This window comes from Streptomyces sp. NPDC048142 (genome assembly GCF_043202835.1).
GTDB lineage: Bacteria > Actinomycetota > Actinomycetes > Streptomycetales > Streptomycetaceae > Streptomyces.
This window is the reverse complement of sequence record NZ_JBIDBC010000021.1, coordinates 61,460-85,332: the sequence shown is the minus strand read 5'-3', so window position 1 is coordinate 85,332 and position 23,873 is coordinate 61,460. Positions and strand designations below refer to the sequence as shown.

Here is a 23,873-nt window from a genome sequence, read left to right as displayed (position 1 = left end):
GAGCATGGACGACGGGAAGCCCACCGGGCCGCAGGCGAAGTGGTGGAGCCGCCCCGCGGCGGACGGCACGGGGCGGGAGCCAGGCGCCGCCGACCGGGGGGACGACGCCCGGCCGCCTGCGCCCGCACCGGCCCTGCCGGACGTTCCGGCCACCGAGGACCGCGAGCCGGCCGCCCCGGACACGGCCCAGGCCCCGGCCCAGGCCCCTGACCCGGCCCTGACCGCGGCTCAGCCTTCCGACAGCTCCGACAGCTCCGACAGCTCCGACAGCTCCGACAGCTCCGGTCGGCCGGACGAGCACGGCGGCCGGGAGGTCCCGGGTCCCCGCCCGTCCGGGTCCCCGCTGCACGAGCCCGACGAGTACGGCACCCCGCCCTACGGCGGCCCCGGCCCCTGGGCGCCCGCCCCGCCGGTGCAGCGGCCGACCCCGGCCCACGGCACCGCCGTACCCCCGGGGGCCGCGGGACCGGCCCCGCAGTACGCCGCGACGAACGGCGCCGGCATCCCGGCCCCGGCCCCGGCGTCCACCCCGGCACCGCAGCCCGCGCCCGGCGACGGGTTCACGCCCCCGCCCGCCCAGCCCGGCGACGCCTTCGCATCCCCGCAGCCCGCGCCCGCAGACGCGTTCACGCCCCCGCCCCCGCACTCCCAGCCCCAAGCACCTGCCCAGCAGCACACGCAGTGGCTCCAGTACGACCCGTGGGGTGCTCCGGGGCAGCCGCTGTCCCGGCCGGGACCCCCCGAGGGCGTCGAGTCCGGCCGTGGGAAGAAGCGCCGGGGCGGGGCTTTCATGGGGGTGCTCCTGCTGGCCCTGGTGGCCAGCGGCATCGGCGGCGGAGTCGGCGCGTACATCGAGCGCAACGGCGGGCTGACCACCGTCGAGCTGCCGCAGGCGGGCCGCGACAACGGCGACCGGGCCCCCGAGAGCGTCGCGGGCATCGCCGCCAGCGCCCTGCCCAGCGTGGTCACCCTGCACGTCAGCGGCACCGCCGAGTCCGGCACGGGCACCGGCTTCGTCCTCGACGGCCAGGGCCACATCCTCACCAACAACCACGTCGTCGCCCCGGCCGGGTCCAGCGGCGACATCACCGTGACGTTCAGCAGCGGCGAGACGGCGTCCGCGGAGCTCGTCGGCAAGGACAGCGGCTACGACCTCGCGGTCGTCCGGGTCCGCGGGGTATCCGGACTCAAGCCCCTGCCCCTGGGCAACTCCGACAACGTCCAGGTCGGCGACCCGGTGGTGGCCATCGGCGCCCCCTTCGACCTGTCCAACACGGTGACCTCGGGCATCATCAGCGCCAAGCAGCGGCCGATCACCGCGGGCGGCGAGAAGGGCGACGGCAGCGACATCAGCTACGTCGACGCCCTCCAGACCGACGCCCCGATCAACCCGGGCAACTCCGGCGGACCACTGGTCGACACCCAGGCCCATGTCATCGGCATCAACAGCGCCATCCGCGCGGCCGACAGCGGCCGGGGCCCCGAGGCGGGCGGCCAGTCCGGCTCGATCGGCCTCGGTTTCGCGATACCCATCAACCAGGGCAAGCGAGTCGCCGAGGAGCTGATCAGCACCGGCAAGGCCACCCACCCGGTCATCGGCGTCACGCTGGACATGAAGTACACCGGCGACGGGGCCAAGGTCGGCGCGAAGGGCGCCGACGGCACTCCCGCCGTCGCGAAGGACGGCCCCGCGGCCAAGGCGGGCATCAGGTCCGGCGACGTCATCACCCAGGTCGAGGGCCAGCGCGTGCACAGCGGCGAGGAGCTGATCGTGAAGATCCGGGCCCACCGGCCCGGCGACGACCTCGACCTCAAGCTGACCCGCGGCGGCAAGGAACAGACCGTGACCCTGACGCTCGGCTCGGCGAGCGGCAGCTGAGGGAAGTCGTCGCACGACCGTCCGCCCGGCGGCCACCGCGAGGTACCGCCCGGACACCTTCGACAGGTACCTTTGAGCGGTCCGGGCAGCTGGGGGACCCGGGCCGCGATCGCACGGAGAACACGCGGAGAACACGAGGAGCAGCAAGGTGTTCAATGACATAGGCGCACTGGAGCTGTTGACGCTCGGGGTGCTGGCCGTGCTGGTCTTCGGCCCCGACAAGCTGCCCAAGCTGATCCAGGACGTCACGCGCACCGTCCGTAAGATCCGCGAGTTCTCGGACAGCGCCAAGGAAGACATCCGCTCCGAGCTGGGCCCGCAGTTCAAGGACTTCGAGTTCGAGGACCTCAACCCCAAGACGTTCGTCCGCAAGCAGCTGATGGACGGCAACGACGACCTGGGGCTGAAGGAGATCCGCGAGAGCTTCGATCTGCGCAAGGAGATGGCCGACGTCACCGACGCGGTCAACGGGCGCACCCCGGCCGCGTCCGATACCGCCAACGGTGCGGCGAACGGCTCGGCGGGCGCGTCGGCGGACGGTTCCACCACCAGCCTCACCAAGACCGGCGACACCGCTCCTGACCTGCTGAAGAAGACTCCGCCGCCGGATCGGCCCGAGCGCCCGCCGTTCGACGCAGACGCCACCTGACCCCGGTCAATCCCGACTCGTCCGGACGGTATGGCTATTCTCCATCTGTCCGGTTGCGAGGACGCCCAAGCCCGCGGGGGGCGGGCCGCTCCGGATCATGACTGATCGAGGAGGCGGCCGCGCAGATGGAGACGACGAGTCGGATTGATACGGACGGTGTACCGGGCACGGCCACGGCGGAGGAGGTGCCGGCGGCCCGGCGTACCGTCGACGGCTACCTGGAAGCTACCTTCCCCTGGTACGGGCTGGACGAGGCCTTCACCGGCCCGCGCTGGCTGATGCAGGTCGGCACCGCCGCGGACGGCACGGTGCAGCACGGTGCGACGGGCCACGGTGACGAGCCGTCGGTGAAGTCGGACGGCTCCGCCGACAAGGAGCGGTTCGCGGCGGTGATCACCGTGGCCGCGAGCCCGGTGAGACGCAGCGGTGACGGTACGGGCGTGCTGGACGCCACCACGGTGTCCTCGGCGGCCTGGCTCGCGGGCTCCGGGCTGCTGGCGTACACTTGGCCGCCGCAGATGGACCACTCCCTGCGCGACGACTGGCTGGACCAGCAGACCGAGACGGCGTTCACCCTCGCCGACGACCTCGGCAGCGCACCCTGGTCGACGCTCTCCCTGCCGGTGGACGGGGTGCCGGTGGAGTTCCACTACCGCGAGTCCGAGTTCGGCTGGGTGCTCGCCGGATCCGCACACGAGGGCGTGCACATCGGGGCGTACGGGCGAGGGATGAGCGCCTACGGGCTCGGCTTCGCGGCCATCGAGGACATCGCCACGTACACATAGGGCCGGTAGCGCGAGGAACGCCGGGCGGACCGGGAAAGCCCGGCCCGCCCGGCGTCCGTGTGCGGGGTGTCAGAACTTGTTGCGCGGGGTGATCCCCAGGGACATGCCCGACAGGCCGCGCTGACGGCCGCCCAGCTTCTCCGCGATCGAGCGCAGCGCGCTGCCGGCCGGGGAGTCGGGGTCGGACAGGACCACCGGCTTGCCCTCGTCGCCGCCCTCACGCAGCCGTACGTCGATCGGGATCGAGCCGAGCACCGGCACCTCGGCGCCGACCGTGCGCGTCAGCCCCTCGGCGACCCGCGCGCCGCCGCCCGAGCCGAACACGTCGACCATCTCGTCGCAGTGCGGGCACGGCATGCCCGACATGTTCTCCACCACGCCGACGATCTTCTGGTGGGTCTGCACGGCGATCGAGCCGGCCCGCTCGGCCACCTCGGCAGCCGCCTGCTGCGGGGTCGTGACGACCAGGATCTCCGCGTTCGGCACGAGCTGCGCCACCGAGATCGCGATGTCGCCGGTGCCCGGCGGCAGGTCGAGCAGCAGGACGTCCAGGTCGCCCCAGTACACATCGGCGAGGAACTGCTGGAGCGCCCGGTGCAGCATCGGACCGCGCCAGACCACGGGCGCGTTGCCCGGGGTGAACATGCCGATGGAGATGACCTTCACACCGTGTGCGGACGGCGGCATGATCATGTTCTCGACCTGGGTGGGCTTGCCGTCCGCGCCGAGCATCCGGGGCACGCTGTGCCCGTAGATGTCCGCGTCCACGACACCGACCTTCAGCCCGTCGGCCGCCATCGCCGCGGCGAGGTTCACCGTCACCGAGGACTTGCCGACGCCGCCCTTGCCGGAGGCGACCGCGTACACCCGGGTCAGCGAGCCGGGCTGGGCGAAGGGCACCTCCCGCTCGGCGGTGCCGCCGCGCAGCGAGCTCGCCAGGTCCTTGCGCTGTTCGTCGCTCATGACGTCGAGGGTCACCTCGACCCGCGAGACGCCCTCGACCAGGGCGACCGCCTCGGTCACGTTCCGGGTGATCGTCTCGCGCATCGGACAGCCGGAAACCGTGAGATACACCGTGACAGCCACTACACCGTCAGGATCGATCTCGACCGATTTCACCATGCCCAGCTCGGTGATCGGGCGGTGGATCTCCGGGTCGTTCACTGTCGACAGTGCCTCAAGCACCGCGTCTTCCGTAGCCATACCGACGATGTTACGGCGCTGGGGCCTACGGGCGGGTAGCCCCTCAGCGGTCGCCTTCGTCACTCTCGGATGTGAGGAGGATCTGCCGGTCCTCCATGTCCCTCACCAGGTCCTGGAGCTCCGAGCGGATCCAGTCGCGGGTGGCGACCTCGCCGAGGCCCATCCGCAGCGCCGCGATCTCCCGGCTGAGGTACTCGGTGTCGGCGATGGAGCGCTCGTTCTGCTTGCGGTCCTGCTCGTGGGTGACCCGGTCCCGGTCGTCCTGCCGGTTCTGGGCGAGCAGGATCAGCGGGGCCGCGTACGAGGCCTGGAGCGAGAGCATCAGCGTCAGGAAGATGAACGGGTACTCGTCCCACCGCAGCCCCTTGGGCGCGTAGATGTTCCACGCCACCCAGACGATGACGATCAACGTCATCCAGACGATGAACCGTCCGGTCCCCAGGAACCGCGCGATCTGCTCGGAGACCCGGCCGAACGCCTCCGGGTCGTACTCCGGCAGCAGCCTGCGCCGGGGCGACCTCGGCTGGTCGAGCCGGGCCCGTGGCGGGCGCATCAGGCCGGAGGCGCCCGTCGAGGCGGCCTTCGTCCGCTCCTCACCGGCCATGGCGGATGCCCCCCTCGCCGAGGAAGTCGGTCTCGCGCCAGTCCTCGGGGAGCAGATGGTCCAGGACGTCGTCCACGGTCACCGCGCCCAGCAGCGAACCGCTCTCGTCCACGACGGGCGCCGAGACCAGGTTGTACGCGGCCAGATAACTGGTCACCGTCGGCAGCGGGGTGTCCGGGGGCAGCGGCACCAGGTCGCTGTCGACGATCGAGCTGACCAGGGCGAACGGCGGGTCGCGCAGCAGCCGCTGGAAGTGCACGGTGCCCAGGTACTTGCCGGTCGGCGTCTCGTCGGGGGAGCGGCAGACGTACACCTGTGCGGCGAGGGCCGGCGACAGGTCCGCCTGCCGGACCCGGGCGAGCGCGTCGGCCACCGTGGCATCCGGGCGCAGCACGATCGGCTCGGTCGTCATCAGACCGCCCGCCGTGCGCTCCTCGTACGCCATCAGGCGGCGCACATCGGCGGCGTCGTCCGGACGCATCAGGGCCAGCAGCCGCTCCTTGTCCTCCTCGGGCAGCTCCGAGAGCAGGTCGGCCGCGTCGTCCGGGTCCATCGCCTCCAGGACGTCGGCGGCCCGCTCCTCCTTGAGCTTGCCGAGGATCTCCACCTGGTCGTCCTCGGGCAGCTCCTCCAGGACGTCGGCGAGCCGGTCGTCGTCCAGCGCGGCGGCCACCTCGACCCGCCGTTTGGCGGAGAGGTGGTGCAGGGCGTTGGCCACGTCGGCGGGGCGCAGCCGTTCGAACGTGGCGACCAGACTCTCGGCGCCCTGCCCGTGCTCCTCCAGCGAGAACCCGCTGACCGCCGACCACTCCACCGTCAGCGTCTCACCCTTGCGGCGCAGCGCCCCGCCGCGCCCCTTGCGGACGAAGTACTTGTCGATCTCCCAGTCGCGGCGGGCCGGCAGCTGCTGGATGGCCACGTCCAGGACGGTGACCTCCTCGTCGTCCTCCACCAGCCGCACCCGCCGGTCCAGGAACTCGCCGAGGACGAGACGTTCGGTGGGCCGCTGTTCGAAGCGCCGCATGTTGACGACGCCGGTGGTGATGACCTGCCCGGACTCGACGCCCGTCACCCGGGTCATCGGCAGGAAGATCCGCCGCCGGCTGACCACCTCGACGACCAGACCCAGGATGCGCGGCGGTCGTCCGCCGACCCGCAGCATCGCCACCAGATCGCGGACCCGGCCGACCTGGTCCCCGTTCGGATCGAACACGGGCACCCCGGAGAGGTGCGAGACGAAGACCCTGGGGGCCGCTGCCGCCATGCTCCGCCTCCTTCTCCGTGACCAGCGCGTTTCACCGTACGCGGAACGCCGTACGCGGGATCAGGCTAGCCCGTACCGCCGCATCTCGCCCCGGCGAACCCATCCGTACGGCTGGCTGCCGGACGGCGCCCGCCTCCCGGGTACGCTGCCGACTGCCACCCCCGATCGCAGTTGAGAGGCAGTGCGCCCGTGACCTCTTTTGCCCCGGCCGTGCGGAACCGTCGCCGGACCGCCCTCGCTCTCGTGCTGTGCGGAGGGCTCACCGTGGCCCTGGCCGCCTGCGGCACGGAGGAGGACCCGGACAAGGGGACCAACGGCGTCGCCAGACTCACCGCCGCCGAGATCGACACGAAGGCCAGAGCGGCGGCCGACGCCGCGAGCGCGGTGCGGCTCTCGGGCACGCTCGTCAGCAAGGGCGGCACCTACCGGCTGGAGATGAAGCTCAACGCGAAGGGCGGCATGGGCTCGGTGACCTCGAAGAAGCAGAGCTTCGCCCTGCTGCGGGTCGGGGACGAGCTCTTCCTCAAGGCGCCCGCCGAGTTCTGGACCCACGAGGGGAGCGGCGGCGGCGAGGGCGAGTCCGCCGACGTGGCGGCCGCCGACAAGCTGGGCGGCAAGTACGTGAAGGTCCCCGAGGACGACCCCAGCTACCGGCATCTGCGCGGCTTCACCGACAAGAGGGTCCTGCTCGGCGGGCTGCTCGCGCTGCACGGAAAGGTCAACAAGGGGGGCCGTGACACGGTCGCCGGCCTGCGCACCGTCCAGATCCTGGGCGGCAAGGGCGAGGGCGGGGCGTTCGACGTCTCGCTGGAGGGCGAGCCGTATCCGGTACGGGTGGCCCGGGGCGGCGGCGGGGGCACGGTCACGCTGTCCGACTGGGGGCAGGCCTTCCCCCTGGAGGCCCCCCAGGAGGACGACACCGTCGACTACGGCGGCCAGCTCCCCAAGTCCTCCGGCTGAGGAAAGCCGAAGGCCCGTTCCGAGGCCGGCTCAGCGCTTTCCGCGCCGTTTCAGCAGCAGCCGGGGGAGCGCCGCCGGGGCCGGCTGCCGGGTGGTGGCCCCGGTCGGCAGCGGGACGGCCGCCAGCGAGGCGTCCGGCAGCACGGTGCTGACGGTGTCGGGCGTCAGCCGCACGACCGTGCATTCCCTCGCCCACCGCTCGGTCATCGACTCGGCGTCCGGCGCGTTCAGCCGCTTGCCCTTCAGCTCGGCGACCGCTGCCTCCCACTCCTCGGAACGCGGGGCGAGGAAACGTGACACCGCGGTCCAGGCGACGATCCGGCCGCCCTTGTCCTTGCTGCGTACGGTCACCTCGGCGCGGCCCCCGTCGGCCAGACCCTCGGGCAGCGGCTGCTCGCCGGGGCCGCCGCCGACCAGGTGCGCCGCGCCCTCGTGCCAGATGTGCCACACGGCACGGGCCGGCCCGGTGCCCCGTACCCAGACGAGCCCGGACTTCTTCGTGGCCTCCTCGACCAGGGCCCTCTCCAGCAGGTCGGCGGCGGCGTCGGGCGCGGCGGCATCAGTCATGGGCGCGAGCTTACTCAGCGTCCGTACTCAGCGACCGGCGCGGGGATTCACAGCCAGCCGTTGCGCTTGAGGATGCGGTGGATGGAGAAACAGACCACCCCGATGACGCCCAGCACCATCGGATAGCCGTACCTCCACTCCACCTCCGGCATGTAGTCGAAGTTCATGCCGTAGACGCCGCAGATCATCGTCGGCACGGCGATGATCGCCGCCCAGGAGGTGATCTTGCGCATGTCCTCGTTCTGCGTGACGGTCGCCTGCGCCAGATTCGCCTGGAGGATCGAGTTCAGCAGTTCGTCGAAGCCGAGGACCTCCTCCTGGACCCGGGCGAGGTGGTCGGCGACATCGCGGAAGTACTTCTGGATGTCGGGGTCGATCAGCCGCATCGGGCGCTCGCTCAGCAGCTGCATGGGCCGCAGCAGCGGCGAGACGGCCCGCTTGAACTCCAGCACCTCGCGCTTGAGCTGGTAGATCCGGCCCGCGTCCGAACCGCGCGGGCTGCCCTTGGCCGGGGTGGAGAAGACATCGATCTCCACCTCGTCGATATCGTCCTGCACCGCCTCGGCCACCGCGATGTAGCCGTCGACCACATGGTCGGCGATGGCGTGCAGCACGGCGGAGGGGCCCTTGGCGAGCAGCTCCGGGTCGTCCTGGAGCCGGTGGCGCAGGGCGCGCAGCGAGCCCTGGCCCCCGTGCCGGACGGTGATGACGAAGTCCTGGCCGGTGAAGCACATCACCTCGCCGGTCTCCACGACCTCGCTGGTCGCGGTCAGTTCGGCGTGCTCCACGTAGTGGATCGTCTTGAAGACGGTGAACAGCGTGTCGTCGTAGCGCTCCAGCTTGGGCCGCTGGTGGGCGTGCACGGCATCCTCGACGGCCAGCGGGTGCAGCCCGAACTCCCGGGCGATGCCCGCGAATTCGGCCTCGGTCGGCTCGTGCATGCCGATCCACGCGAAGCCGCCCTCCTCCCGTACCCGGAGCATCGCCTCGTGCGGCGTCGGCGGCGAGGGCGTCACCAGCCGGCGGCCGTCTCGGTAGACGGCACAGTCGACGACGGCGCTGGAGGCGGACGGGTCGCGGGTGGTGTCGTACGCGTTGTAGGGGGCGCTGTTCTTACGGAGGGACGGGCGCAGGGACGGGCGCACGGCGGCGCGCAGGTCACGGATCATCGACATGGCTGGCTCCTTCACGGAGGGCCGTCGGCGAGGGCGTGGAACAGCCCGGAATGGGGACGTGCGCTCACGTCCGCAAAGCGGGCGGCACCGCGCGGGCGCGATGACGGCGTTCGCTACAGACAGGCAAATTCGCTACAGACAGGCGAAAACGAAAGGCTCTTCCGTCGCGCGCACTGCTGTCGGGGAGTCACCCGGACACGACGCCGATGTCGGCACCGGGCAACCGACGAGGCGTCGGATCAACGGGAAACGCGAGGCGCGGAAGAGCGGTTGGTACTGCACGGTCGACTTGGATCCATGGCAGTCCCCACCTCCTCCGGCCGGTCCCCCGTGGGGGACGACGTGTCGTCGGGACGAAGAAGAGCGACGCTTCTGCGTGCTGTCCCGACCGGCGGCCAGGCTATCAGCCACCCAAGGCCCAATCCCGTCCTTTGCCCATTCCGTACGCGATCTATGCTCGCGGCATGGCAGAAATTCTCGCTCTGGTCGAGGCCCGGCTCATCTCAGCCCTCGGGGAACCGGACGCCCGCGCCGATGTGACGTTCCTCGGCACGGACCGCATCGAAGTGCTGCGCTTCCTCGACGGTGACGTGGTGCGTTACGCGACGCTCGGCATGTCCGGCCGGCCGATGGCCGACCCCACCTCCCCGCTCGCCGACCCGGTGAAGGGCCCCCGTGCCGAGCTGATCCTCTCCGTACGGGGCGGACTCGCCGACACCGACCGGGTGCTGCGCCCGCTCGCCGTGCTGGCCGCGTCCCCGCAGGTCGAGGGGCTGATCGTGGCCGCCGGCGCCTCGCTGGACCTGGGCGAGCCGCTGTGGGCCGGGGCGCCGTTCACGTCGGTGCTGGTCGCGGAGTCCGGCGGTCTGGTGGAGGACCTGGAGCTGGACGAGCCGATGGACCCGGTGCGCTTCCTGCCGCTGCTGCCGATGACCCGCAACGAGGCGGCCTGGAAGCGGGTGCGCGGCGCGCAGGAGCTCCAGGAGCGGTGGCTGACGCACGGCACGGACCTGCGCGACCCGCTGCGCACGTCCGTAGCCCTGGACTGAGGGGGCCCTGGGCGGGCTCGGCCTTCACGGAGCGTACGTCTTTGGCGACCGGTGCGCGCTCCGGAGCGCGCACGCCGCACCCCGTCTCCTGAACAGCGGCCCGGGTCTCTTCGACAGCGGCCCGGTCTCTGCGACAGCAGCCGGCCGGGGCAACGCTCCGGACGGGTGATCGTCCTTGACGCGAGGACCGGCGGGGAGGACGGTGGGTCCTTATGAGGGGCGAACCCAGTTGCCCGAAGTGCGGTGGCCGGGTCAGGGCGCCCGGTCTCTTCGCCGACGCCTGGCAGTGCTCCGTGCACGGCCAGGTCCATCCGATGCAGCCGGTCATCCCGCCGAGCGTCGAAGGGCTCGGCGTCGTGGTGCACCGTGCGCAGGTCCCCGTCTGGATGCCCTGGCCGCTCCCCGTGGGCTGGCTGTTCACCGGTGTCGCCAGCGTGGGCGACGACCGCAGCGGCGGGCGCGCGAGCGCCGTGGCCTGCTCCGGGCCCGGTCCGCTGGGCGGGATGGGCGAGCTGCTGCTCGTCGCCGAGGAGCTCGGCGTCGGACTCGGCGCCCGGTACGCCGGAATCGAGGGGCCGGACCCCGGCCGTCATCTGAACGTCGACTCCGCCCCCGACGCCAAGGTCCACGCCGCCGGTCGCCCCACCCCGCTCTGGCACGTGAGCAACGCCCCGGAGGACCGTGCCGTCTTCGCGGGCGAGGCGCGGGGGCTGTGGCTCTGGGCGATCCTGTGGCCCGAGCAGTCGGGGATCCTGATGTACGACGAGCTGGTGCTGACCGATCTGCGGGACGCCGGGGGAGAGGTGGACCTCGTCCCCTGCGGCGCGCTCACCCCCCGCCTGCTCACCGCCCCCGAGGCGCCGCCCCGGCAGGCGACGGGCGAGCGATAGGGACCAGGGGAGGCGCCGGCGCGTTCCGGGGCCGCCGCTCGCGCCCTTTGGAGCGCGGCCGGACACCCGGTGCGCGGCGGTTATCCTTGAGCGGTCCCACCTCCGTCCCCCTGTCCGCCCGCGAGCCCTGGAGTCAAGCGTCGTGCGCATCGATCTGCACACCCACTCCACCGCGTCGGACGGCACGGACACCCCCGCCGAGCTGGTCGCGAACGCCGCCGCCGCGGGTCTGGACGTCGTCGCGCTCACCGACCACGACACCGTGGGCGGCCACAAGCAGGCCATCGACGCGCTGCCCGAGGGGCTCACCCTCGTCACCGGCGCCGAACTCTCCTGCCGTGTCGACGGCGTGGGCATGCACCTGCTGGCGTACCTCTTCGACCCCGCCGACGCCGAGCTGGAGCGCGCACGCGAACTCGTGCGCGACGACCGGGTGCCGCGCGCCCAGGAGATGGTCCGCAAGCTGCGCGCCCTCGACGTCCCCATCACCTGGGAGCAGGTCGCCCGCATCGCCGGGGACGGCTCGGTCGGCCGCCCGCACGTCGCCGCCGCTCTCGTCGAACTGGGCGTCGTACCCACCGTCTCCGACGCCTTCACGTCCGACTGGCTGGGCAACGGCGGCCGGGCGTACGCCGAGAAGCACGAGTTCGACCCCTTCGAGGCCGTCCGCCTGGTGAAGGCGGCGGGCGGGGTCACCGTCTTCGCCCACCCGGCCGCCGTGAAACGCGGCGCGGTGGTCCCCGAGTCCACGATCGCCGCGCTCGCCGAGGCCGGCCTCGACGGCGTCGAGGTCGACCACATGGACCACGACGAGCCCGCCCGGACCCGGCTGCGCGGCCTCGCCCGCGAACTGGGGCTGCTCACGACCGGCTCCAGCGACTACCACGGCAGCCGGAAGTCCGTCGAGCTCGGCGCGTGCACCACCGACCCCGAGATCTACGGCGAGATCACCCGGCGCGCCACGGGAGCCTTCCCGGTGCCGGGCGCGGGCGGAGCAGTCCGCCGCTAGGGCCTTCGCCAGGGCCTTGCGTTCGGATCGGGCCGGCCCCGCGGGGGCCGGTGCGCGCTTCCCCCCTCCAGGCTCTCGGCTCCGCCGGAGTGAGGAGGGGCCCGGCGCTGTCGGCAGTCGCCCATGCTCCGCAGCGACTCCCTGACTCCTTCGTCCGTGGCTTCCCGACTCCGTGACTTCCCCCTCCGTGGCTCCCCGACCCGTGACTTCCGCCTCCTCGCCGCCGCTCGCACCGGACCCCGCTCCCTGATCCGGCCTGATCCCAACGAAAGGCCCTAGGTCCCACCCTCTTTCGCCGCACCACGTCTCCACTCCCCGCGCGCCTCTGCGCGTATCGTCGCCGTGCTCGAAGCATCGCGACGGCCGCTGACCGGACCCGCGCCCCCTCCATACCGCCCGCTCTTCTCTCGCAAGGCTCACTGTGTTCGACGTCGCTGTCTTCGGATCCCTCTTTCTCACCCTATTTGTGATCATGGACCCGCCCGGGATCACGCCGATCTTCCTCGGCCTCACCGCGGGACGCCCCGCCAAGGTGCAGCGCAAGATGGCGCTCCAGGCGGTCACGGTCGCGTTCGGTGTGATCGCCGTCTTCGGTCTGCTCGGTCAGCAGATCCTCGACTATCTGCACGTCTCCGTGCCCGCGCTGATGATCGCGGGCGGACTCCTGCTGCTGCTCATCGCACTCGACCTGCTGACCGGCAAGACGGACGAGCCGACGCAGACCAAGGACGTCAACGTGGCGCTCGTACCGCTGGGCATGCCGCTGCTGGCCGGGCCCGGCGCGATCGTCTCGGTCATCCTCGCGGTGCAGCACGCCGACGGTCTCGGCGGCCAGCTCTCGGTGTGGTCCGCGATCGTCGCCATGCACGTGGTGCTCTGGCTGACCATGCGCTACTCGCTGGTCATCATCCGCGTGATCAAGGACGGCGGCGTGGTGCTGGTGACCCGGCTGGCGGGCATGATGCTCTCCGCCATCGCCGTCCAGCAGATCATCAACGGCGTCACCCAGGTCATCCAGAACTCCTGAGCCCCCACGCGGCGCAGCCCCCGCGCGCAGCACAGCGCCCCGCGCGGCACAGCCACCCCCGCGCGCAGCACAGCGCCCCCGCACAGACGTTCCGTGCGGGGGCGCTTCGTCTTCAGTGGCGCAATGCGGTGAGGTCCTTCAGGACCTCATCAGGCGTGATGAGCCCATCGAGCGTTACGAAGCCGAGCTGTCGGCCGGCCGGATGTAGATGCGCTGGCCCGTCGCTGCGGCCTGCTGCACGATCCGGTTGACGGAGGCTGCGTCCACGACGGTGCTGTCCACGGCGGTACCGTCGACGTCGTCGAGTCGCATGATCTCGAAGCGCACAGGGCTTCCCTTCGTCCGATCCTCCTGCTGGAGAACTGCTGGCGCCGGTGGGGCGTGCCACCGGCAAGACTAGGAACGCGAGGCTTCCCTCGCGTTCCACGTGGGTTACAACGGCTTGCCTCTCGAAAACATTCCCTACGCTAAGGAAATTTTTTGGATGTCTAAGTACCCGTCGGTAGTCACATCACCACAGACCATGAGGTTCGTATGAACGAGGCGGACACCCAGCCCATCGCCGCCCGCCTGGACCGCACCAACGAGCTGCTCCAGCGCATGCTCATCGAGGTCTCCAAGACCCCGTCGACGCACGCCATCTTCGTGGACGCCGGCTATGTGTACGCCGCGGCCGGGCTGCTCGTCACCGGCACCGAGGACCGGCGCTCCTTCGACCTCGACGCCGAAGGGCTGATCGAGGCCTTCATCGACAAGGCCCGCACGATCTTCGCGGACAGCAGGCTGCTGCGCGTCTACTGGTACGACGGGGCCCGGCGCCGCATCCACACCACCGAGCAGCAGGCCATCGCCGAACTGCCCGACGTCAAGGTGCGGCTCGGCAACCTCAACGCCAACAACCAGCAGAAGGGCGTCGACTCGCTCATCCGCACCGACCTCGAATCCCTCGCCCGGCACCGCGCCATCAGCGACGCGGCGCTCGTCGGCGGCGACGAGGACCTGGTCTCGGCGGTCGAGGCGGCCCAGGGCTACGGGGCGCGCGTGCACCTCTGGGGCATCGAGGCCGCCGAAGGGCGCAACCAGGCCGAACCGCTGCTGTGGGAGGTCGACAGCCAGCGCACCTTCGAGCTCGACTTCTGCCGCCCCTACGTCACCCGGCGGCCCGTCACCACGTACGAGGACGACACCCCGGCCCCCTCCCGGGAGGACGTCCGCTTCGTCGGCGCACAGATCGCCGCCGCCTGGCTCGCCGCCCGGGGCCGGGAATCCCTCGCCGACCTGCTGCCAGGACACCCCTACCTGCCGGGCTCCGTCGACCAGGACCTGCTGGTGGAGGCGGAACGCCTGCTCCAGTACTCGCTGCGCGGCCACGCGCACCTGCGGCGGGCGCTCCGCGACGGCTTCTGGCAGCACCTGCAGTCGCAGTACTGACCCCGGCGCGAAGCGGCGGCCGGCCGGTGGTGTGTCAGGCGGCCGGCAAGCCGTCCCAGAACATGGCCAGCGCCTTCGCGGTCTCCTGCGGGCGCGCGGTGTTGGGGGAGTGCTCGGCGCCGGCGATCGTGGTGCGGCGGGCGCCGAGGCGTCGCGCCATGGAGTCGAACTGCTCCACCGGCCAGACGTCGTCGCGCTCCCCGGACAGGACGTGGACGGGCAGCCCGACGGCGGCCAGCTCGTCCACCCGGTCCGGTTCGGCGGCCAGCTGGGCGCCGGTGGCGATCAACTGGGCCGGACGGTGGGCGAGCCAGCGCCGGCGCATGTCCGCACCGCCGCCGGTGTCCGCGTCCTGCGGGGGATCCAGTGCCTGCATCGCCTGCCACACCTCGTCCATGGACAGCACGGACAGCGCGTCGCTCAGCATCTTCACCTTGTCCCGCTGCGCCTCGACGACCTCGGCGGGGCCCGAGGACATCAGTGTCAGCGAGCGGAACGGGGTGGCGTCCAGCAGGACGGCGGCGCGGGCGATCTGACCGCCGAGCGAGTGCCCGACCAGGTGCAGCTCTCCGTCGCCGCCGCCCAGGGCCGCCGCCTGGGCCAGCACGTCGCGGGCCAACTCGCCCTGGGCGTAGCTCTCCTGACGGTCCGTCCCCTTGGATTCGTACTGTCCCCGGCCGTCCACGGCGACCACCCGGTAGCCCGCCGCGCACAGGGGTTCCAGCAGTGCGATGAAGTCCTCCTTGCTGCCGGTGAATCCGGGCAGCAGCAGGGCGGTGGCCCGTGCCGGGGTACGCGGTACGGCGTCCAGGACGGCGAAGTCGCCGCGCTCGGTGCCAAGGACACGGGCGCGGGCACAGGGCGGCGGGGTGAAGGTGGGCGGGCGGCTCATACGGCGAGGCTATCCCCGCCGCCCTTTCCCGGGGCCACCGGGCAGCCCTCCTGACGTCACGGGGCAAGCTCTCCTGACGGTCACCGGGCAGCTCTCCTGAGCGTCACCGGGCAGCGAAACGGCCCCGGCCCCCGCGAGTGCGGGGGCCGGGGCCGTTGGTGCCGCGATGATGCCGGAAGCGTCAGCTCTCGGTCGTCGTCGCCTTGCCCGCCGGGCGGGTGGCGCGGCGGCGGCGCGGCTTCGTCTCGGCGGCGGCCTCGCTCACCACGGCCTCGGCCTCGGAGACCACGGCGGTCTCCTGACCCGCGGTCGAGGTGACACTGCGGGTGGCCCGGCGGCGGCGCGGCTTGGCGTCCGCGTCGGCGGCCGGGGCCTCGACGACGGGCTGCTCGGCGGCGACCGCCTTCGCGGTGGCCTTCGAGGCGACCTTCGCGGTGGTCTTGTCCGTGGTCGCCGTGGTCGCCGTGGTCTCCGGCGTCTCCGCCTTCGCCCGGGACTTCGTCGTCCTGGTCGCCCGAGCCTTCGGCTCGGCCGACGTGGACGCGGCCTTCGGCTCGGACTTCGCCTTCGTCGTGGCGCGGGCCGGACGACGACGCGTCTTCACCTCGGGCTCCGGCTCGGCGGCCGGGGCGATCTGGAAGTCGACCTCGTCGGCCGGCTTCACGACCCGGGTGCGGCGGCGCGGCTTGACCGCCTTCGGCTCGGCGACCGGCTCCGCGACGCCCGCGGCGACGGCCACGGTCTGGAACTCGGCCGCGGCCGGTGCGGCCGGAGCCGCGGCGACGGGCGAAGCCGTCTCCTCGGCCGCCGGCTTCACGGCGGCACGGCTGCGACGGCGGCGCGGCTTGGTCTCGGCCACGGCCTCCGCGACCGCCTCGGCCACGGGCGCGGTCTCGATCACGGGAGCGGCCTCGGCCACCGGGGCGGGAACCACCGGAGCCTCGGCGACCGCCACGGCCGCCTCGGCGACGGCCTCGGAGGCGCTGACCCGGGTACGGCGGCGACGGCGCGGCGTACGCGGAGCGTCGGACGCCTCGTCAGCGGCCGGGGCGACCGGGGCGGCCTCCTTGGCGGGGGCGGGCACCGTCGCGGCGCTCTCCTTCGCGGCGGACCCGCCACGGGTGCGGCGGCGCTGACGCGGCGTACGGGTGCGCGGCTCGCGCTCCTCACGGGCGGGAGCCGGGGCGGCGGCCTTGCGGCCGCGGCCGCCGGTCTCGCCGAGGTCCTCGACCTCCTCCGCGCGCAGACCGGCACGGGTCCGCTCGCCGCGCGGCAGCACACCCTTGGTGCCCGCCGGGATGCCGAGCTCCTCGAAGAGGTGCGGCGAGGTGGAGTACGTCTCCGGCGGGTCCGGGAACTTCAGGTCCAGGGCCTTGTTGATCAGCTGCCAGCGCGGGATGTCGTCCCAGTCGACCAGCGTGATCGCGATGCCCTTGGCGCCCGCGCGGCCGGTGCGGCCGATGCGGTGGAGGTAGGTCTTCTCGTCCTCCGGCGACTGGTAGTTGATGACGTGGGTCACACCCTCGACATCGATACCGCGCGCGGCGACGTCCGTGCAGACGAGGACGTCGACCTTGCCGTTGCGGAAGGCGCGCAGCGCCTGCTCGCGGGCGCCCTGGCCGAGGTCGCCGTGGACGGCGCCGGAGGCGAAGCCGCGCTTCTCCAGCTGCTCGGCGATGTCGGCGGCCGTGCGCTTGGTCCGGCAGAAGATCATCGCGAGCCCGCGGCCGTCGGCCTGGAGGATGCGGGAGAGCATCTCCGGCTTGTCCATGTTGTGCGCGCGGTAGACGTGCTGGACCGTGTTCTTGACGGTCGTGCCCTCGTCGTCGGGCGATGTGGCGTTGATGTGCGTCGGCTGCGACATGTAGCGGCGCGCGAGGCTGATGACGGCACCGGGCATGGTGGCCGAGAACAGCATCGTCTGGCGCTTGGGCGGCAGCATCGTGATGATGCGCTCGACGTCGGGCAGGAAGCCCAGGTCCAGCATCTCGTCGGCCTCGTCGAGGACGAGCCCCCGGATGTGGGAGAGGTCGAGCTTGCGCTGGCCGGCCAGGTCCAGGAGACGGCCCGGGGTGCCGACGATCACGTCGACGCCCTTCTTGAGGGCCTCGACCTGGGGCTCGTACGCCCGGCCGCCGTAGATCGCGAGAACGCGGACGTTACGGACCTTGCCGGCCGTGAGCAGGTCGTTGGTGACCTGCTGGCACAGCTCGCGGGTGGGGACGACGACGAGCGCCTGCGGCGCGTCGGTCAGCTGCTCGGGCGCGGCGCGGCCCGCCTCGACGTCGGCGGGGACGGTCACGCGCTCCAGGAGCGGAAGACCGAAGCCGAGCGTCTTGCCGGTGCCGGTCTTGGCCTGGCCGATGACGTCGGAGCCGGAGAGGGCTACGGGGAGCGTCAGCTCCTGGATGGGGAAGGGGGACATGATGCCGACTGCCTCAAGGGCTTCGGCCGTCTCGGAAAGAATACCGAGGTCGCGGAACGTAGTCAGGGTGCTGCCTCTTCTGTGAGACGCGGTCCGAGGCGAACGCTGGGGGTCGTACCGTGCCGGGGTTGGTCATCCGGCCGTGGATGGGCCGGGTGGCGCGGGACCACTGCCGTCGCTCGAGCGCTCGTGCCGCTGAGGGGGCCCCTCAGCTGCGGTCGTACGTGTCGTACGCACCGCGTGGAGGGCTGTCGGGTCGGAGCCGATCGGGCCACCGACCGGGCATCCTCATTCAAAGGGCGCGCCTCTGGCACAGCACAGTGCTCAGTAGGCGCATTACCACTGTACCCCGGATTCGCGCATGTGTGTTGGACGAATTCATCGGAACGGTATGAGGTCCCGGGCTGACCAGGCCCTTCCGCCCTGTGCGGAGCGGGCTATCGTTCCGTTCATGGAGACGCCTGACCACGCCACTGAGACCCCCGCCGAAGCTTCCGGAGCCACCGGGATCGCCGCCCAGGACTGGGCCACCGCGGCCGCCGACCCGCAGTACCGCGCCGCGGTCGTGGACCTGCTCGGCGCCCTCGCCTACGGAGAGCTGGCGGCCTTCGAGCGGCTGGCCGAGGACGCGAAGCTCGCGCCGACACTCGGGGACAAGGCGGAGCTGGCGAAGATGGCCACTGCCGAGTTCCACCACTTCGAGCAGCTGAACCAGCGGCTGACCGCCGTGCACGAGGACCCGACCACCGCGATGGAGCCGTTCGCCAAGGCGCTCGACGACTTCCACCGCCAGACGGCGCCGTCCGACTGGCTGGAGGGCCTGGTCAAGGCGTACGTCGGCGACTCGATCGCGAGCGACTTCTACCGCGAGGTCGCGGCCCGGCTGGACACCGACACCCGGTCCCTGGTCCTGTCCGTGCTCGACGACACGGGCCATGGGAACTTCGCCGTGGAGAAGGTGCGCGCCGCGATCGAGGCCGACCCGCGGCTCGGCGGGCGGCTCGCGCTGTGGGCGCGCCGGCTGATGGGCGAGGCGCTGTCGCAGGCCCAGCGGGTGGTCGCCGACCGCGACGCCCTCTCGACGATGCTGGTGGGCGGCGTCGCGGACGGCTTCGACCTGGCCGAGGTGGGCCGGATGTTCTCCCGGATCACCGAGGCCCACACCAAGCGGATGGCCGCCCTGGGGCTGGCCGCGTAACACCGCACCACCGCGCGACACCGTGCTGTCGCGCGGCACCGTGCTATTGGGCCGCCGCCGACCGGGCGAGGCGGCGGCCGCGTGGTCGGATCAGGAGCGACAGCGTCACCGCCCCGACGGACACGGCTCCGATCAGCGTCGCCAGGACATGGCCGGGACCCAGCGCGGCATGCGTCAGATACGCGCCGAACAGGGTGGCCGGCACACCGGTGAGAAATACCGCACGGCCGGACGGCAGGCGGTCGGCCAATGATCGGACCGCCGCCCAGGACAGGGCGAGTCCGAGCACGGCGGCGCCGAAGGATTCCCAGATCACAGAGGATCACCTCGCGGGGGTGTGCGGGGCGGGCAAATCGGTCGTAGGCGGTACTACCCCCCGGCTGTGAGGGGCAACCCTCCAGCGGCCCGTTCCGACCCGTTCGGGACCGGCGCCGACCTCGTACGGGACCGGCGGCGACCTGGTACGGGACCCAGCGGCGATCTCGTACGCGTACGGGACCCGGCGGCGCATCCTCGGACCCGGCCCCGCACGCAGCACACAGGAGCGGGGGGGGGGGGGGGGGCCCCCCCCCCCCCCCCCCGGGGGGGCGCCCCCCCCGGGGGGGGCCCACCCCCGCCCCCGCCCCCCCCCCCCCAACCCCGGGGCGCCCGGGGGGGAAAACCCCGCCGGGCCCGCTCCTGTGGTCAACGCGTCCGGTGGACTACAGCGCCCCGAACCCCACCCGCCGGGTGGTCGGCTCGCCGATCTCCACATACGCGATCCGGTCGGCCGGCACCAGGACCTTGCGGCCCTTGTCGTCCGTGAGGCTGAGCAGCTCCGCCTTGCCGCCCAGTGCCGCGGCGACCGCGCTCTCGACGTCCTCGGCGGAAAGCCCGCTCTCCAGAACGATCTCGCGGGGCGTGTGCTGCACCCCGATCTTGACCTCCACGGCTATGTCCCTCCGACGGTCAGTCCTTGCGCGGCGAACCGCGCCGTACGCAGCCACACTAGCCCGGCGGAAGCGGCGCTCAGGGCCCGACCGGCAACGCCCGCAGCGAACACGGCCTCCCGCGTACCGTCACGGAGGGCTCAGTGCTGCTCGACGCCGTGCAGCGGGAAGCCCGCGATGCCCCGCCAGGCCAGCGAGGTGAGGAGCTGCACGGCCGTGTCACGGGGGATGGCGGACCGGCTGGAGAGCCAGTAGCGCGCCACCACCTGGGAGACGCCGCCGAGCCCCACCGCCAGCAGCATGGACTCTTCCTTGGACAGGCCGGTGTCCCCGGCGATCACGTCGGAGATGGCCTCGGCGCACTGGAGGGACACCCGGTCGACCCGCTCGCGCACGGCGGGCTCGTTGGTCAGGTCGGACTCGAAGACCAGCCGGAAGGCGCCGCCCTCGTCCTCCACGTACGCGAAGTAGGCGTCCATCGTCGCCTCGACGCGCAGCTTGTTGTCCGTCGTCGAGGCCAGCGCCGTGCGCACGGCCTGGAGCAGCGACTCGCAGTGCTGGTCGAGAAGGGCGAGGTAGAGCTCCAGCTTTCCGGGGAAGTGCTGGTAGAGCACCGGCTTGCTGACTCCGGCCCGCTCGGCGATGTCGTCCATCGCGGCGGAGTGGTAGCCCTGCGCGACGAAGACCTCCTGTGCGGCGCCCAGCAGCTGATTGCGTCGGGCGCGGCGGGGCAGGCGTGTGCCCCGCGGGCGCGCCGCCTCTGTCTGCTCGATGGCTGTCACGCCGCCTCCCAAATATGTGTTCCAGCACAGCCGGTCCGTGCACACTGCGCCGTACAGCCATCGTACTTTTGGGTAAACCTGGCGTGCGCGGCGCGGACGCAGAATTTCATGGACCGGACGGCTGTGGAAGCCACAGTTCTTCGCGGTCGCGAGCAAACCGGGGCGTACTACCGGTAATCGTCCTCGTCCAAGGGAATCACCCTGCGCTGCTCCGCCACATCGGCCTCATTGGCGGTGGCCGGATCGATGCTCTCCACCTGTTCGTCGCTCTCGGGCCGGATGTCCGCCCGCTGCTCGGCGGCGTCCGCCTCGGGGGCTTCGGGCCCCGCCTCTTCCGGTTCGGTGTCCTCGAAGGTGTCCGGGTCGCTCGGGTCGACCGTCATGGTGCAGCTCCCTTCCTTCCCCTGAAGCGTAGGAGCAACCAACCCGCCCCGCGATGCGGCCTGTGATGCCGAACACATGAATGAGCGCGTGATCGTCTCGTAACATTGCCGCATGTCTTCGACCGAGCTGCCGGGTGTCCACGCAACCGCCGCCGCGGCGGCTCCCACGGCCGGGGCCGTCCGGGTCGCCGACGGCGAACGGCTGCGCTCCGTGTCGTTGCCGGGGATCGGTCTGAACGTCCGCTGCCGGCCGGGCGACCGGACCGGACTGCCCCCCGCGCTGTACGTGCACGGGCTCGGCGGATCGTCGCAGAACTGGTCCGCGCTGATGCCGCTGCTGTCCGACGTGGTCGACGGCGAGGCGGTCGACCTGCCCGGATTCGGGGACTCGCCGCCGCCGGACGACGGCAATTACTCGGTGACCGGACACGCCCGTGCGGTGATCCGGCTGCTGGACGCGGAGGATCGGGGACCCGTTCACCTGTTCGGCAATTCCCTGGGCGGCGCGGTCGCCACCCGGGTCGCCGCCGTCCGCCCCGACCTGGTGCGCACCCTCACCCTGATCTCGCCGGCCCTGCCGGAATGGCGGGTGCAGCGACCCGCCGTCCCGACCGGTCTCCTGGCGGTGCCGGGAGTCGCTCCCCTGTTCGCCCGGCTCACGAAGGACTGGACGGCGGAGCAGCGGACGCGTGGAGTCATGGCACTCTGTTACGGCGATCCGGCACGGATCTCCGACGAAGCCTTCCGCCATGCGGTGGCCGAGATGGAGCGACGGCTGGAGCTGCCGTACTTCTGGGACGCGATGACGCGTTCGGCCCGGGGCATCGTCGACGCGTACACCCTGGGTGGCCAGCACGGACTGTGGCGCCAGGCCGAGCGGGTGCTCGCACCGACCCAGCTCGTGTACGGCGGACGGGACCAGCTCGTCTCGTACCGGATGGCACGCAGGGCGTCCGCGGCCTTCCGCGACGCCCGGCTGCTGACGCTGCCCGACGCGGGGCACGTGGCGATGATGGAGTACCCGGAGGCGGTCGCCCAGGCGTTCCGGGAACTGCTGGACGATTGCGGCGGGAGCTGATCCGGGGCGTGGGACGACACAGTCGAAAGGGCTCCGGGGCGATCCGCCCGGACGCTGCGGCGGCGGAACCGGGCGGCGAGCGCGCCGCGGCGAGGCCCACGTCCGGCGGCGGCCGCCGCAGACGGACCGCGCCCGCGCCGACCGGTGACGGGCGGGGCCCGTTCTCCCCCGACGCCCCGCAGGTGCGCGGCGGCCACCCCGAACAGCGTGAGCAGGGCGGCGGCTGGGGGACCGGACCGGTGCCCCGGCACGGCCAGGGGTACGGCGCCCCCGCACCCCACGGCGCCCCGCGTCCGCCCCATCAGTACTCCGGTCCGGACAGCCGCCCCGCCGACGCCCGGCCGTATCCCGGCGAACCCGCCGGGCCCCAGGACACCGACGCCCGGCAGCAGGCGGTGGCCCGTCAGGTGTCCGCCCAGCGCGCGGCCCAGCGCGCCGCGGACGGCCGGGCGGCCCAGCAGCCGGCGCCCGCCGGCCCCCCGGTGCCGGGCCCGCGCCGGGAGTTCGTGGACGCCTTCGACAGCGAGACCCCGGCGGGCGCGCCCGCCGCACCCCCGGCCGGGCCGCCGGACGACGCCGGGTCCGGGGAGCCGGACGGACGTCCCGCGCCCCGGGGCTCCAAGGGCCGGACGTGCACCGGGATCGCCGCCGCCGCGGTGACCACCGTGCTCGCGGTCGTGGTGGCCGGGCAGGTCGCCGAGGACTCCGGCGACCGGGCGGCCGCCGCGCGTTCCGCCGAAGTGGAGCGGCAGGGCCTGGACGCGGAGGCCTCCCGCTCCGACGCCCGCCCGACCCCGGAGCAGCCCTCGGCCGAGCCCGAGGTCAAGCCCCTCTCGTACGCGGACAAGATGGCGCAGCCGTTTCCGATCGCGCCGGACCTGAGGGCGAGCGGCGCCTTCGAGGCGGTGCCCGGTCTGGCGAAGGCCCCCGGAAAGGGGCAGAAGCACCGCTACCGGATCGATGTGGAGAAGGGCCTCGGCCTCGACGCCGGACTGTTCGCCGAAGCCGTGCACAAGACGCTCAACGACGACCGGAGCTGGGCGCACAACGGCGCGATGACCTTCGAGCGCGTCTCGTCGGGGACCCCGGACTTCGTGATCACGCTCGCCAGTCCCGGCACCACCGGCGACTGGTGTGCCAAATCCGGTCTGGACACCACGATCGACAACGTCTCCTGCGATTCCGCCGCGACCGACCGCATCATGATCAACGCCTATCGCTGGGCGCACGGCGCCGCCACCTTCGGCCCGGACAAATTGCTGCCCTACCGTCAGATGCTCATCAATCACGAGGTCGGCCACCGTCTGGGCTACAACCATGTGAGCTGCCGCACTCCCGGCGCTCTGGCTCCGGTCATGCAGCAGCAGACCAAGACCCTTGAGGTGGAAGGCATCACGTGCAAGGCCAACCCCTGGGTGCACCCCGCCGGCTGACCCCTCGGATGTCCGGATGGTGAGACGGCCGTCCCGTTCCGCTGTGACAGCGGTCGGGGCGGCCGTTTCCGTGTGACCGCCGTTCCCGGCTTCGCCCAGCCCCTCGCGGTGGCCCGCGAGGGGCTGGCCCGAGCCTGACCCTCCGTGACAACCGACCGCTGTATCGCGACGGAACGCGACCGGGGCGGGAAAGTTACGACGGTTCACCCCTTTCGGTGGCGCGACGGACAACCGTCCGTCGCGCCACCGGTGTATCCGCTT

The 23,873-nt window shown here is 72.3% G+C and carries 24 protein-coding genes; 12 read left to right on the top strand and 12 right to left on the bottom strand.

The genetic code is table 11. From position 1 onward, the window contains the following. Positions 1–4: 4 nt before the first annotated feature. The 3 genes from ACGF2Y_RS24490 (at position 5) to ACGF2Y_RS24480 (ending at position 3,313) form a co-directional block, all read left to right on the top strand. Entirely contained in the window at positions 5–1,879 is a 1,875-nt protein-coding gene (locus ACGF2Y_RS24490; protein WP_392951209.1) for a trypsin-like peptidase domain-containing protein, read from the top strand. 148 nt (positions 1,880–2,027) lie between these two features. Continuing rightward, entirely contained in the window at positions 2,028–2,528 is a 501-nt protein-coding gene (locus ACGF2Y_RS24485; RefSeq protein WP_392951206.1) for a sec-independent translocase, read from the top strand. A gap of 125 nt (positions 2,529–2,653) precedes the next feature. Continuing rightward, entirely contained in the window at positions 2,654–3,313 is a 660-nt protein-coding gene (locus tag ACGF2Y_RS24480) for a hypothetical protein (protein WP_392951203.1), read from the top strand. Positions 3,314–3,382: 69 nt separating this feature from the next. Here ACGF2Y_RS24480 and ACGF2Y_RS24475 read toward each other — a convergent pair whose 3' ends face one another. The 3 genes from ACGF2Y_RS24475 to ACGF2Y_RS24465 are packed head-to-tail and all read right to left on the bottom strand — an operon-like array spanning position 3,383 to position 6,384. Next, positions 3,383–4,516 carry an Mrp/NBP35 family ATP-binding protein gene (locus ACGF2Y_RS24475; RefSeq protein WP_392951200.1) on the bottom strand — a complete coding sequence of 378 codons (1,134 nt, stop codon included), beginning with the start codon at positions 4,514–4,516 and terminating at the stop codon, positions 3,383–3,385. Positions 4,517–4,559: 43 nt separating this feature from the next. Next, positions 4,560–5,120: a DUF1003 domain-containing protein gene (locus tag ACGF2Y_RS24470; RefSeq protein ID WP_392951197.1), complete on the bottom strand. Its 561-nt coding sequence runs from the start codon at positions 5,118–5,120 to the stop codon at positions 4,560–4,562. Then, positions 5,110–6,384 carry a magnesium transporter MgtE N-terminal domain-containing protein gene (locus ACGF2Y_RS24465; RefSeq protein WP_392951194.1) on the bottom strand — a complete coding sequence of 425 codons (1,275 nt, stop codon included), beginning with the start codon at positions 6,382–6,384 and terminating at the stop codon, positions 5,110–5,112. Before ACGF2Y_RS24465 ends, ACGF2Y_RS24470 begins: the two co-directional genes overlap by 11 nt. A gap of 189 nt (positions 6,385–6,573) precedes the next feature. Between ACGF2Y_RS24465 and ACGF2Y_RS24460 the strand changes: the two genes are divergently transcribed. Beyond that, positions 6,574–7,344 (top strand): hypothetical protein, encoded by a 771-nt coding sequence (locus ACGF2Y_RS24460; RefSeq protein ID WP_392951191.1) that lies wholly within the window; start codon positions 6,574–6,576, stop codon positions 7,342–7,344. Positions 7,345–7,374: 30 nt separating this feature from the next. Here the strand turns inward: ACGF2Y_RS24460 and ACGF2Y_RS24455 are convergent, their stop codons facing one another. Together ACGF2Y_RS24455 and ACGF2Y_RS24450 are read right to left on the bottom strand one after the other, a co-directional pair. After that, positions 7,375–7,911 carry a hypothetical protein gene (locus ACGF2Y_RS24455; protein ID WP_392951188.1) on the bottom strand — a complete coding sequence of 179 codons (537 nt, stop codon included), beginning with the start codon at positions 7,909–7,911 and terminating at the stop codon, positions 7,375–7,377. A 47-nt stretch (positions 7,912–7,958) separates the two neighbouring features. After that, the gene (locus ACGF2Y_RS24450) at positions 7,959–9,086 is read right to left on the bottom strand and encodes a magnesium and cobalt transport protein CorA (RefSeq protein ID WP_392951185.1); all 1,128 of its coding nucleotides are present in this window, start codon (positions 9,084–9,086) and stop codon (positions 7,959–7,961) included. Between the two features lie 464 nt (positions 9,087–9,550). Here ACGF2Y_RS24450 and ACGF2Y_RS24445 point away from each other — a divergent pair, with 464 nt between their 5' ends. From ACGF2Y_RS24445 to ACGF2Y_RS24430, 4 genes are all read left to right on the top strand, one after another. After that, the gene (locus ACGF2Y_RS24445) at positions 9,551–10,135 is read left to right on the top strand and encodes a suppressor of fused domain protein (RefSeq protein WP_392951182.1); all 585 of its coding nucleotides are present in this window, start codon (positions 9,551–9,553) and stop codon (positions 10,133–10,135) included. Between the two features lie 212 nt (positions 10,136–10,347). Further along, on the top strand, positions 10,348–11,025 hold the full coding sequence (locus ACGF2Y_RS24440; protein ID WP_392951179.1) for a DUF6758 family protein: 678 nt from the start codon (positions 10,348–10,350) through the stop codon (positions 11,023–11,025). Between the two features lie 142 nt (positions 11,026–11,167). Further along, positions 11,168–12,034, top strand: coding sequence for a PHP domain-containing protein (locus tag ACGF2Y_RS24435; protein WP_392951176.1), 867 nt, complete (start codon positions 11,168–11,170; stop codon positions 12,032–12,034). A 421-nt stretch (positions 12,035–12,455) separates the two neighbouring features. Next, positions 12,456–13,061, top strand: a complete 606-nt coding sequence (locus ACGF2Y_RS24430) for a MarC family protein (protein ID WP_392951173.1) — start codon at positions 12,456–12,458, stop codon at positions 13,059–13,061. Positions 13,062–13,235: 174 nt separating this feature from the next. Here the strand turns inward: ACGF2Y_RS24430 and ACGF2Y_RS24425 are convergent, their stop codons facing one another. Then, positions 13,236–13,388 carry a hypothetical protein gene (locus ACGF2Y_RS24425; protein ID WP_006127395.1) on the bottom strand — a complete coding sequence of 51 codons (153 nt, stop codon included), beginning with the start codon at positions 13,386–13,388 and terminating at the stop codon, positions 13,236–13,238. A 207-nt stretch (positions 13,389–13,595) separates the two neighbouring features. Here ACGF2Y_RS24425 and ACGF2Y_RS24420 point away from each other — a divergent pair, with 207 nt between their 5' ends. Then, the gene (locus ACGF2Y_RS24420; RefSeq protein WP_392951170.1) at positions 13,596–14,492 is read left to right on the top strand and encodes an NYN domain-containing protein; all 897 of its coding nucleotides are present in this window, start codon (positions 13,596–13,598) and stop codon (positions 14,490–14,492) included. Positions 14,493–14,526: 34 nt separating this feature from the next. Here the strand turns inward: ACGF2Y_RS24420 and ACGF2Y_RS24415 are convergent, their stop codons facing one another. Both ACGF2Y_RS24415 and ACGF2Y_RS24410 read right to left on the bottom strand, forming a co-directional pair. Next, entirely contained in the window at positions 14,527–15,384 is an 858-nt protein-coding gene (locus ACGF2Y_RS24415) for an alpha/beta fold hydrolase (RefSeq protein ID WP_392951167.1), read from the bottom strand. A 181-nt stretch (positions 15,385–15,565) separates the two neighbouring features. Further along, entirely contained in the window at positions 15,566–17,809 is a 2,244-nt protein-coding gene (locus ACGF2Y_RS24410; protein WP_392951164.1) for a DEAD/DEAH box helicase, read from the bottom strand. A gap of 451 nt (positions 17,810–18,260) precedes the next feature. On the opposite strand from ACGF2Y_RS24410, the gene ACGF2Y_RS24405 reads away from it, so the two are divergent. Continuing rightward, positions 18,261–19,007, top strand: a complete 747-nt coding sequence (locus ACGF2Y_RS24405; protein WP_392951161.1) for a ferritin-like fold-containing protein — start codon at positions 18,261–18,263, stop codon at positions 19,005–19,007. Between the two features lie 43 nt (positions 19,008–19,050). Here the strand turns inward: ACGF2Y_RS24405 and ACGF2Y_RS24400 are convergent, their stop codons facing one another. The 4 genes from ACGF2Y_RS24400 to ACGF2Y_RS24385 all read right to left on the bottom strand — a co-directional run bounded on the left by ACGF2Y_RS24400 (position 19,051) and on the right by ACGF2Y_RS24385 (position 21,101). Further along, positions 19,051–19,323, bottom strand: coding sequence for a hypothetical protein (locus tag ACGF2Y_RS24400; protein WP_392951158.1), 273 nt, complete (start codon positions 19,321–19,323; stop codon positions 19,051–19,053). A gap of 385 nt (positions 19,324–19,708) precedes the next feature. Beyond that, the gene (locus ACGF2Y_RS24395; RefSeq protein WP_010061602.1) at positions 19,709–19,936 is read right to left on the bottom strand and encodes a DUF3107 domain-containing protein; all 228 of its coding nucleotides are present in this window, start codon (positions 19,934–19,936) and stop codon (positions 19,709–19,711) included. A gap of 140 nt (positions 19,937–20,076) precedes the next feature. Beyond that, positions 20,077–20,718, bottom strand: coding sequence for a TetR/AcrR family transcriptional regulator (locus ACGF2Y_RS24390; RefSeq protein WP_164615869.1), 642 nt, complete (start codon positions 20,716–20,718; stop codon positions 20,077–20,079). Between the two features lie 167 nt (positions 20,719–20,885). After that, on the bottom strand, positions 20,886–21,101 hold the full coding sequence (locus tag ACGF2Y_RS24385; protein ID WP_392951155.1) for a hypothetical protein: 216 nt from the start codon (positions 21,099–21,101) through the stop codon (positions 20,886–20,888). 112 nt (positions 21,102–21,213) lie between these two features. Between ACGF2Y_RS24385 and ACGF2Y_RS24380 the strand changes: the two genes are divergently transcribed. Next, positions 21,214–22,179, top strand: coding sequence for an alpha/beta fold hydrolase (locus ACGF2Y_RS24380; RefSeq protein WP_392951152.1), 966 nt, complete (start codon positions 21,214–21,216; stop codon positions 22,177–22,179). An 8-nt stretch (positions 22,180–22,187) separates the two neighbouring features. Next, the gene (locus tag ACGF2Y_RS24375) at positions 22,188–23,612 is read left to right on the top strand and encodes a DUF3152 domain-containing protein (protein WP_392951149.1); all 1,425 of its coding nucleotides are present in this window, start codon (positions 22,188–22,190) and stop codon (positions 23,610–23,612) included. Positions 23,613–23,873: the final 261 nt, after the last annotated feature.

Coding starts and splice junctions, on each gene's coding strand:
- ACGF2Y_RS24490 (WP_392951209.1), top strand. CDS start 5: ATGGACGACGGGAAGCCCACCGGGCCGCAGGCGAAGTGGTGGAGCCGC.
- ACGF2Y_RS24480 (WP_392951203.1), top strand. CDS start 2,654: ATGGAGACGACGAGTCGGATTGATACGGACGGTGTACCGGGCACGGCC.
- ACGF2Y_RS24475 (WP_392951200.1), bottom strand. CDS start 4,516: ATGGCTACGGAAGACGCGGTGCTTGAGGCACTGTCGACAGTGAACGAC.
- ACGF2Y_RS24470 (WP_392951197.1), bottom strand. CDS start 5,120: ATGGCCGGTGAGGAGCGGACGAAGGCCGCCTCGACGGGCGCCTCCGGC.
- ACGF2Y_RS24465 (WP_392951194.1), bottom strand. CDS start 6,384: ATGGCGGCAGCGGCCCCCAGGGTCTTCGTCTCGCACCTCTCCGGGGTG.
- ACGF2Y_RS24455 (WP_392951188.1), bottom strand. CDS start 7,911: ATGACTGATGCCGCCGCGCCCGACGCCGCCGCCGACCTGCTGGAGAGG.
- ACGF2Y_RS24450 (WP_392951185.1), bottom strand. CDS start 9,086: ATGTCGATGATCCGTGACCTGCGCGCCGCCGTGCGCCCGTCCCTGCGC.
- ACGF2Y_RS24445 (WP_392951182.1), top strand. CDS start 9,551: ATGGCAGAAATTCTCGCTCTGGTCGAGGCCCGGCTCATCTCAGCCCTC.
- ACGF2Y_RS24440 (WP_392951179.1), top strand. CDS start 10,348: ATGAGGGGCGAACCCAGTTGCCCGAAGTGCGGTGGCCGGGTCAGGGCG.
- ACGF2Y_RS24420 (WP_392951170.1), top strand. CDS start 13,596: ATGAACGAGGCGGACACCCAGCCCATCGCCGCCCGCCTGGACCGCACC.
- ACGF2Y_RS24415 (WP_392951167.1), bottom strand. CDS start 15,384: ATGAGCCGCCCGCCCACCTTCACCCCGCCGCCCTGTGCCCGCGCCCGT.
- ACGF2Y_RS24410 (WP_392951164.1), bottom strand. CDS start 17,809: ATGTCCCCCTTCCCCATCCAGGAGCTGACGCTCCCCGTAGCCCTCTCC.
- ACGF2Y_RS24405 (WP_392951161.1), top strand. CDS start 18,261: ATGGAGACGCCTGACCACGCCACTGAGACCCCCGCCGAAGCTTCCGGA.
- ACGF2Y_RS24385 (WP_392951155.1), bottom strand. CDS start 21,101: ATGACGGTCGACCCGAGCGACCCGGACACCTTCGAGGACACCGAACCG.
- ACGF2Y_RS24380 (WP_392951152.1), top strand. CDS start 21,214: ATGTCTTCGACCGAGCTGCCGGGTGTCCACGCAACCGCCGCCGCGGCG.